The organism is Paenarthrobacter sp. CM16, assembly GCF_013179505.1.
GTDB lineage: Bacteria > Actinomycetota > Actinomycetes > Actinomycetales > Micrococcaceae > Arthrobacter.
The window spans coordinates 1-6535 of sequence record NZ_JABMCX010000262.1; the positions used below are offsets into that span (position 1 = coordinate 1).

General features: G+C 65.6%; 11 protein-coding genes. 8 read left to right on the forward strand and 3 right to left on the reverse strand.

Annotated elements, in window-relative coordinates:
* The 3 genes from HP499_RS18875 to HP499_RS18885 form a co-directional block, all read right to left on the reverse strand.
* A partial coding sequence (locus tag HP499_RS18875; RefSeq protein ID WP_172325704.1) for a DUF1206 domain-containing protein occupies window positions 1-208 on the reverse strand: 208 nt, incomplete at its 3' end.
* A gap of 158 nt (window positions 209-366) precedes the next feature.
* Window positions 367-555 (reverse strand): hypothetical protein, encoded by a 189-nt coding sequence (locus tag HP499_RS18880; RefSeq protein ID WP_172325705.1) that lies wholly within the window; start codon window positions 553-555, stop codon window positions 367-369.
* A 119-nt stretch (window positions 556-674) separates the two neighbouring features.
* Window positions 675-2576 (reverse strand): DUF2264 domain-containing protein, encoded by a 1902-nt coding sequence (locus tag HP499_RS18885; RefSeq protein ID WP_172325706.1) that lies wholly within the window; start codon window positions 2574-2576, stop codon window positions 675-677.
* A gap of 247 nt (window positions 2577-2823) precedes the next feature.
* Here HP499_RS18885 and HP499_RS18890 point away from each other — a divergent pair, with 247 nt between their 5' ends.
* The 8 genes from HP499_RS18890 to HP499_RS18925 all read left to right on the forward strand — a co-directional run.
* The gene (locus HP499_RS18890) at window positions 2824-3306 is read left to right on the forward strand and encodes an Asp23/Gls24 family envelope stress response protein (protein WP_172325707.1); all 483 of its coding nucleotides are present in this window, start codon (window positions 2824-2826) and stop codon (window positions 3304-3306) included.
* The gene (locus HP499_RS18895; RefSeq protein ID WP_172325708.1) at window positions 3303-3494 is read left to right on the forward strand and encodes a DUF2273 domain-containing protein; all 192 of its coding nucleotides are present in this window, start codon (window positions 3303-3305) and stop codon (window positions 3492-3494) included. The genes HP499_RS18890 and HP499_RS18895 overlap by 4 nt, the downstream gene beginning before the upstream one ends.
* Complete coding sequence (locus HP499_RS18900) at window positions 3491-3865, forward strand: hypothetical protein (RefSeq protein WP_172325709.1); 375 nt, start codon at window positions 3491-3493, stop codon at window positions 3863-3865. The genes HP499_RS18895 and HP499_RS18900 overlap by 4 nt, the downstream gene beginning before the upstream one ends.
* Window positions 3862-4443 (forward strand): hypothetical protein, encoded by a 582-nt coding sequence (locus HP499_RS18905; protein WP_172325710.1) that lies wholly within the window; start codon window positions 3862-3864, stop codon window positions 4441-4443. The genes HP499_RS18900 and HP499_RS18905 overlap by 4 nt, the downstream gene beginning before the upstream one ends.
* The gene (locus tag HP499_RS18910) at window positions 4440-5072 is read left to right on the forward strand and encodes a hypothetical protein (RefSeq protein ID WP_172325711.1); all 633 of its coding nucleotides are present in this window, start codon (window positions 4440-4442) and stop codon (window positions 5070-5072) included. The genes HP499_RS18905 and HP499_RS18910 overlap by 4 nt, the downstream gene beginning before the upstream one ends.
* A 79-nt stretch (window positions 5073-5151) precedes the next feature.
* Window positions 5152-5382 carry a CsbD family protein gene (locus tag HP499_RS18915; protein WP_172325712.1) on the forward strand — a complete coding sequence of 77 codons (231 nt, stop codon included), beginning with the start codon at window positions 5152-5154 and terminating at the stop codon, window positions 5380-5382.
* An 81-nt stretch (window positions 5383-5463) separates the two neighbouring features.
* Entirely contained in the window at window positions 5464-6048 is a 585-nt protein-coding gene (locus tag HP499_RS18920) for an RNA polymerase sigma factor (protein WP_172325713.1), read from the forward strand.
* On the forward strand, window positions 6039-6535 hold a 497-nt coding region (locus HP499_RS18925; protein WP_253951688.1), incomplete at its 3' end, for an Asp23/Gls24 family envelope stress response protein. The genes HP499_RS18920 and HP499_RS18925, both read left to right, overlap by 10 nt.

Genomic DNA, 6535 nt, shown 5'->3' on the forward strand with positions numbered 1-6535 from the left:
AGAGCAGCAACGGTCCGTAAGGCTGGCTGGCCAGGGACGTCACGGCTCCGCTGACATCGGCTTCGCCGCTGCTGCCGAACGCCAGTTGGAGGGCGATGATGCCAATGAGCACGTGCAGGAGTCCGCTGACCACGTATCCGCCGCGTGCAACCGCGGCGAAGGCCTGCGAATTCGACGCTTCCTCGGCCACATCGGCGGCCTTCCTCATCTCTTCCTTGATGACAAGCCTCCTTATTTATTGAGCTGCACCCATCGTCCCTTAAATGGCGCCAGGCAGGGTACCTCCTGAAGGGGAGAGGTCCCTGCCCGTGTCAAAACTCCGTCGAAACTCTATCGAAAACTCTGTTGGAACCGTCCCGATGACCGCTAGAACCCGACCACCGACTGCGGCCAAATACTGCGCAGTCCCACACCCAGCGGATTGAACTGCTCACGGACGGCAACCCGCGTCTGGCCGAGGACCTCGCCGACGTGGCGCACTGCCTCCCCGGCGCTGGAAAGCGGCTCGTGGACAGCTGTGGCACTGGAGGACTGGGTGGAGATCTGGTCAGTCATTTCGGTGGTCCTTCCTGGAAGCTCCATCAGCGGGTGGCTGATGTTTCAACCATCGGACGGGGTCCTCAAGAAGGGCGCCGGCTCATCTCAAGATTCGCTCAAGATTCCGGGCCCGCACCTCAGAAGGCAAACGCAACCTCCAACACCTGTCCCGCCCCCATGTTGAGGCGGGCGCTCACCCGGGTGCCGTCGTCGAACAGTTCAAAAGCGGGTGAAATCCCGACGGCGGGAGGCACCCAGGCGGGCGGCTCACCGCCGAGGTACACCAGGGAGGCGAAGCAGGTGCGTTCGCCGGAGAGCCGGCCCTCCAGATAACCACAGGCCGACAAAGCACCCAACGGCGACTCCCCTTCTCCCCGGTGAACGCCCCCGTCCGTCAAGCCATGAAGGGGCCGGATGGCTGTGTACAAGCGGCCGTCAGTGAGGACGCCGGGCGCGAGGACACTGGGGTGGCCGGCGAGCGCGTATCCGCCATCACGGACGGTCCCACCGGAACCTGCCGGGGCCGCCACGGCGTGTACCCGGAGTTCGTACCCGCCTGCGGCCGCGGTCCCCGTTGCCACCCGCCAGGGAGAATCGGCGGGATCCTGTGCGTCGCTCCACACCGGGCCGTGCCAGCTCGCGGCCTGTCCTGCGCCGGCGGCAAGGCGGTGGATCCGCGAGCGCCGGCTGGGCGTCCCGGCATCGTTGAGGACGGCGAAGTGGTTGTCGACGGGGTGCTCGGTAAACAGTGGCGCCGTATGGCTTGAATAGGCGAGGCGGCGGTAGAGGGGTTCGTCCGGACCGGGCGCATAGTATTTGTCGCTGCCATGGTTGAGGAGGCGGGCGATACCGTCCGAGGCCGTCGAGTGGAGCAGGTAGTTGGGGGCATCGGCGTGCTTTGTGCCGTCTGCGGATTCCAGGGGTGAGGGCTCCTCAATGGCGGTCCACACCGGGTGGTCCGGGGGTAGGAGCAGTCCGACGAACGCCTTGGAGGTCCAGTAGGGCGAGGCCGGTCCGGAGTATTCCTGGGTCATGGGTTCGAAAGCGCCGAGCCACCCCAGTGACGGCAGGCCGTCGTCGTAAGCGCCGCCGTCGAGGAAGTATTTTGCCGCGCCGCTGGCGATCCTGCGGGTCTGGCCGGGGGTGAGCGGCGTGGCGCAGATTGCCTCGCCCATGAAGAGCGGTGCGACGGCGGCGTAACGGTAGATCAGCGAGCGGCCTTGGAACACCGGGGCGCCGTTGGCACCGAAGAACCGGACGTGGTCCTCAAGGAAGGCGGCGAGGCGGCGACGGGAGATTTCCAGGCGTTGGTCTGCTTGGGGATGCCGGTCGGCAGCAAATTCCGCCCACAGGATGGGGTACAGATGCATGGCCCAGCCACAGTAGTAGTCGAAGAAATCGCCTGTGCCGTCATTGTCCCCATCCCTGTACCAGCCGCCGCCTGCGTACCAGTCGTCCAGCCTGTCCAGGCCCTGCACTATGTGGGCTTCGTTGTGTTCGAACCCCGCAGTGGCCAGGAACTCGGCGATCATTACTTGGAAGAGCACCCAGTTGTTATCTACGCAGGTGCTGCGTGAAGAACCCTGCAGCCACACCGCCACCTGCTCCTGCTCTCCCGCTGAAAGCGTGTCCCACAGCCAGGGCTTGGTGAGCTGGAGCGCCAGGACAATCGACGCGGCTTCCACCATGGGCTGTGAGCGGTCCGTGATGGGCAGCCATGCTTCCGGACCATTGATCACCGTGCCGTGCAGGAGGCCCGCCCTATACAGTCCAAGGTGGCCATGGGGATCGCGCCCGCCCTCCCCCGCCACCCGGAAAGCCGCCAGCAGGAACGTCCGCGCGAAGCCTTCCAACCCGTCCGACACAGCGCCCGACGACGACGGGCGGCCGGCCAGCAGGATGGCCGCCTTCAGCGGGGAGAAGCGGGGTCGCACCGCGAGTAATTGCTGATCAGCGAAGGCAACCCAGTGGTCCCGGGTCCAGCCCGTGATGGGGCTGAGGTTGAAGTCCGGGGCGGGCATGGTGAATGCGGTTGCCATGATTCTCCTGCAGGGCACGTAGTAGTAGCCCCACCACAGTAGGAGTTCCATCCTTGGCATGGCGCGAGTTGAACAATAGTGAACCCACAGCCGGACCTGCTGCATGAGCCGTCCTGGCTGAATTGGGGACTTGCGCTCACGGGTGATGCACGTCACTAAAACTCGTGCGTGAGGAATCCCGGCATCGGCACGTCTTATTCATGACGGCGCACAACAAGCGCCGCACCAACGGACAGGAGCAATCGCCATGACGATCCAGACTCACACCCCCGCAGATGTTCCCGCCAAGAACCCCGCCGGGGCACCTGAGACCAACACCCCTGCCCTGAATAAAGGCAAGGACGGCCGCGGGGCCACCACGGTTGCCGACGGAGTTGTTGCCAAAATAGCCGGCATCGCCATCCAGGAAATCCCGGGCGTCCATGCCCTTGGCGGCGGCGCTGCCCGTGCCATCGGCAACCTGCGCGAAAAGGTGGGCCAGAAGGACCTCACCCAGGGCGTCAGCGTTGAGGTGGGCCAGACCCAGGTGGCCGTGGATGTCACCCTGGTTGTCGAGTACCCCCACCCGCTCCAGGAAGTAGCGGACAACGCCCGCGACGCCGTCTACACCGCCATCGAGGACCTGGTGGGCATGGAAGTCACCGAGGTCAACATCACTATCACCGACATCCACGTTCCCACCGAGGATGAAGACGCAGACGACGCCGGCCGCGAGCCGAGGGTCGCATGAACCCCACCCTCACCGGCGTAGCCATCGGAGCGGTCCTGGCCCTGGCTGGGTTGGCCTTTGGTTTCCAGGGCCTGTTGCTGACAGCGCTGTTCATGGGCATCGGGGCCGTGCTGGGCCGTTCCGCCGAAGGAAAGCTTGACCTCCGTGGCGTGCTGGACGCACTGCGGGGCAAGCGCTCCTCGACATGAACCGCGCCGACTTGAACCGAGCCGGAAGGAACCGCCCCGGACATACCCGCATCACCCCGAACGCCATCCGTAAAACGTTGGAAGCCGTTACCGCCCAGGCGTTCAGGGTGGATGCGGGCAACGTGGCAGCTGACTTGGATGACGATGCCGGCAGGCTCGGAGTCAGGCTTTCCGTCAGGCTGTCCCTCCCCCCGCTCCTGGGACCGCGGAAAGCCACGGGCACGGTCTTCGAACAAGCCCGGGCAGCACGAACACAAGTGGTGTCCCGAGGCCTGGAGCTGACCGGACTGGAGATCGGCAGGGTAGACATCCGGCTTGCGGCCGCCAAGGAACACTTCACCGAACACGGCAGGGAAAGGAGGGTGCAATGAGCCAGGACCGGACCCTGCGGCGGTTGATCCGCCGCGAAACACACTCTTCGCGGGCTCTCCCGTCCATCATTTGCGCCTGCATCCTGATGCTCGTTTTCCTCTGGCTGGCACTGGAAGCAGTGCTGTGGATCCTCAGTGACCAGCCGCTGCTGGCAAGTCCCGCACAAATGTTCCAGTGGCTGATCGGCCTCCCGGCCGCCACGCTCCCGGCGGGAATGGCAGCGGCCGGAGCCGGCCTCGGCATCCTGGGCCTGGTACTCCTCGGAGCTGCCCTGGGCAAAGGCAGGAAGGCCCGGCGCTCCGTAGCGGGCCGGCGCGCTGCAGTAGTGGTGGACGACGACGTGATTGCCGCGGCCGTCTCCAGCACCGCACGGCTCGCCGCCAGCCTGGCCCCGGGGCAGGTGACCACCACCATCGGGGGACGGTCCGTACGCGTCCAGGCCCGTCCGACGTCGGGCGTTCCGCTGGACCGCCAGGCCATCACAACAGCGGTCGACGACGAGCTGGCCGCCTTAGCGCTGGACCGCCGGGTCTCCTCGAGCATCCGGATACTGGACCAAGGAGCGGTAGGGCAATGAGGCAAACAAACCGTGCATTGAACCGCATCCTGCTGGCCCTGCTGGGCATCGCACTGCTGGGAGCCGGTGCCGCAGTCATCGCGGCCGGAATCCTGCCGGGCGCAGCCGATACCTGGACAGCCGTGGCATCATCCGCACAGCAATACGCCAGGGACCTCGTGCGCACCGCACCCCTTCCGGAGCCGGTCCGGAGTTGGTGGATAGTGGCGGGCCTTGGGGTACTGCTCCTTGGCGCAGCCCTCAGTGCAGCCTGGCTCGCTTCCCAAGGCGGTGGCCGCACTCCACGCCTGGCCGAACAACTTGACGGATCCGCCCAAGCTGACGGTTCTGACGCCGCAACCGGCCGGACCGTAGTAGATGTGGGGCTGGTTTCCGCAGCCATCCGGGAAGCCCTCAGCGGGAACCGCGACGTCCTGGCCACGTCCGTCTCAGCCTGGGAATCCCGGCGGGGAACCGCACTCCGCCTCCGCCTTGAAGCCCGCAAGGGAAGCTCACCACGCGAACTCGCCGACACCGCCGAACAACTCATCCGGGAAATGGATGCCCTCCTGGGACATCCAATCCCCGTCCTGGTCCGAATTACCAGCGGCGCCCGAACCCAGGTGTCCGGATCGCGACGCGCCCGGTAACCAAAGGACCGCATTTCTCTCCACCCGAACCATGCGCGGCACAACAGAGCACGCGCACAGAAGAAGAAAAGGGAACACCATGGGAATCAATGACAAGATCAACAACGCCGCCACCGAACACCTGGGTGCCGCCAAGGAAGGTGCCGGGAAACTGACCGGGGACCAGTCCTTGGAGCGCGAAGGCCAGCACGATCAGGCTCAGGCAAAGCTCCAGCAAGCAGGCGAGAAGGTCAAGGATGCTGCCGCCGGGATCGGCGACAACATCAAGGAAGCAGCCCAGAAGCTCAAAGAGGGCTTCACTAAGAAGTAGGCATCTCCCGGACGGCCCCGCAACGATGGCGGGGCCGCTCCACTTCCACCATTACCCACCACTCCACCGGGAAGGCAGAACGTGACTGGTTCACCCGCGGCGCAGCACCAACTGGACCTCGTTCCGGATGCGTTGCTGGCCGGGCGGGCAGCGGACGGCGACACGGCCGCCTTCGAAGCCCTCGCCCGACGCCATGGCCCACTGATGCGCGCCACCGCCCGCCGGCTGACGGGCAGCCTGGCGGACGCCGATGACGTAGTCCAGGAAACGTTGGTGCAAGCCTGGAAGCAGTTGGACACCCTCCGGGACCCAGCCGCCGTCAAGGGCTGGCTCATGAGGATTGTGGGCAGCCGCAGCATCGACCACCTCAGGAAACGACGCAACCACGTGGACCTGGACGACATGGAAAACCAGCGGGACGATACCCCCCGGACCATGACCCACGATCCGGAAAACAATGCTGTCAACGGCTCGCGCGTGAAGGCCCTTAAAGCCGCACTCGCCGCGCTCCCCGAGGAACAACGGCGGTGTTGGGTCCTCAAGGAATTCAATGACCAGAGCTACGAGGAGATTGCGCTGACCTTGAACATCAGCCTGGACAGTGTTCGTGGCCGGTTGGCCAGGGCACGGATCACGCTCGCACGCACCATGGAGGAATGGCGATGAACACCCCCGGCGACACCCTCGATTGCGGGCACAGCCTCGCGGATCTCAGTGCCTACCTGGACACGGGACAGATTGAGGATCCAACCCATCTGGAGCGATGCCCCGAATGCCAGGCCGCGTTGTCCTCGCTGCGCCACCTCTCGGAACTCGGCGGAGACCTGCTCCGGTCCGATGTTGCGGACGCGGGCTCAGGAACCGACGACTGGATGCAATCAATCCTGGACAACCTGCGGCTGGAACTGCGGCCCGGGCGGAGCATTCCCTTGCGGGCCGAACACCCTGATGACGCGCTGTGGGAAACCGAAGGAGCCGTCTCCGCCCTGATCCGCTCCGTGGCCGACGCCCTCCCCGGAACAGCCGCCGGAAAGTGCCGGCTCCAGGGAGACGTGACCACTGCGGGAGCCCCCATCACCGTGGAGGTGGAAGTGGCCGTGGTGTACGGACGCTCCATGGAAGAACGCGCCGCAGCCCTCCGCGAGGAGTTGGC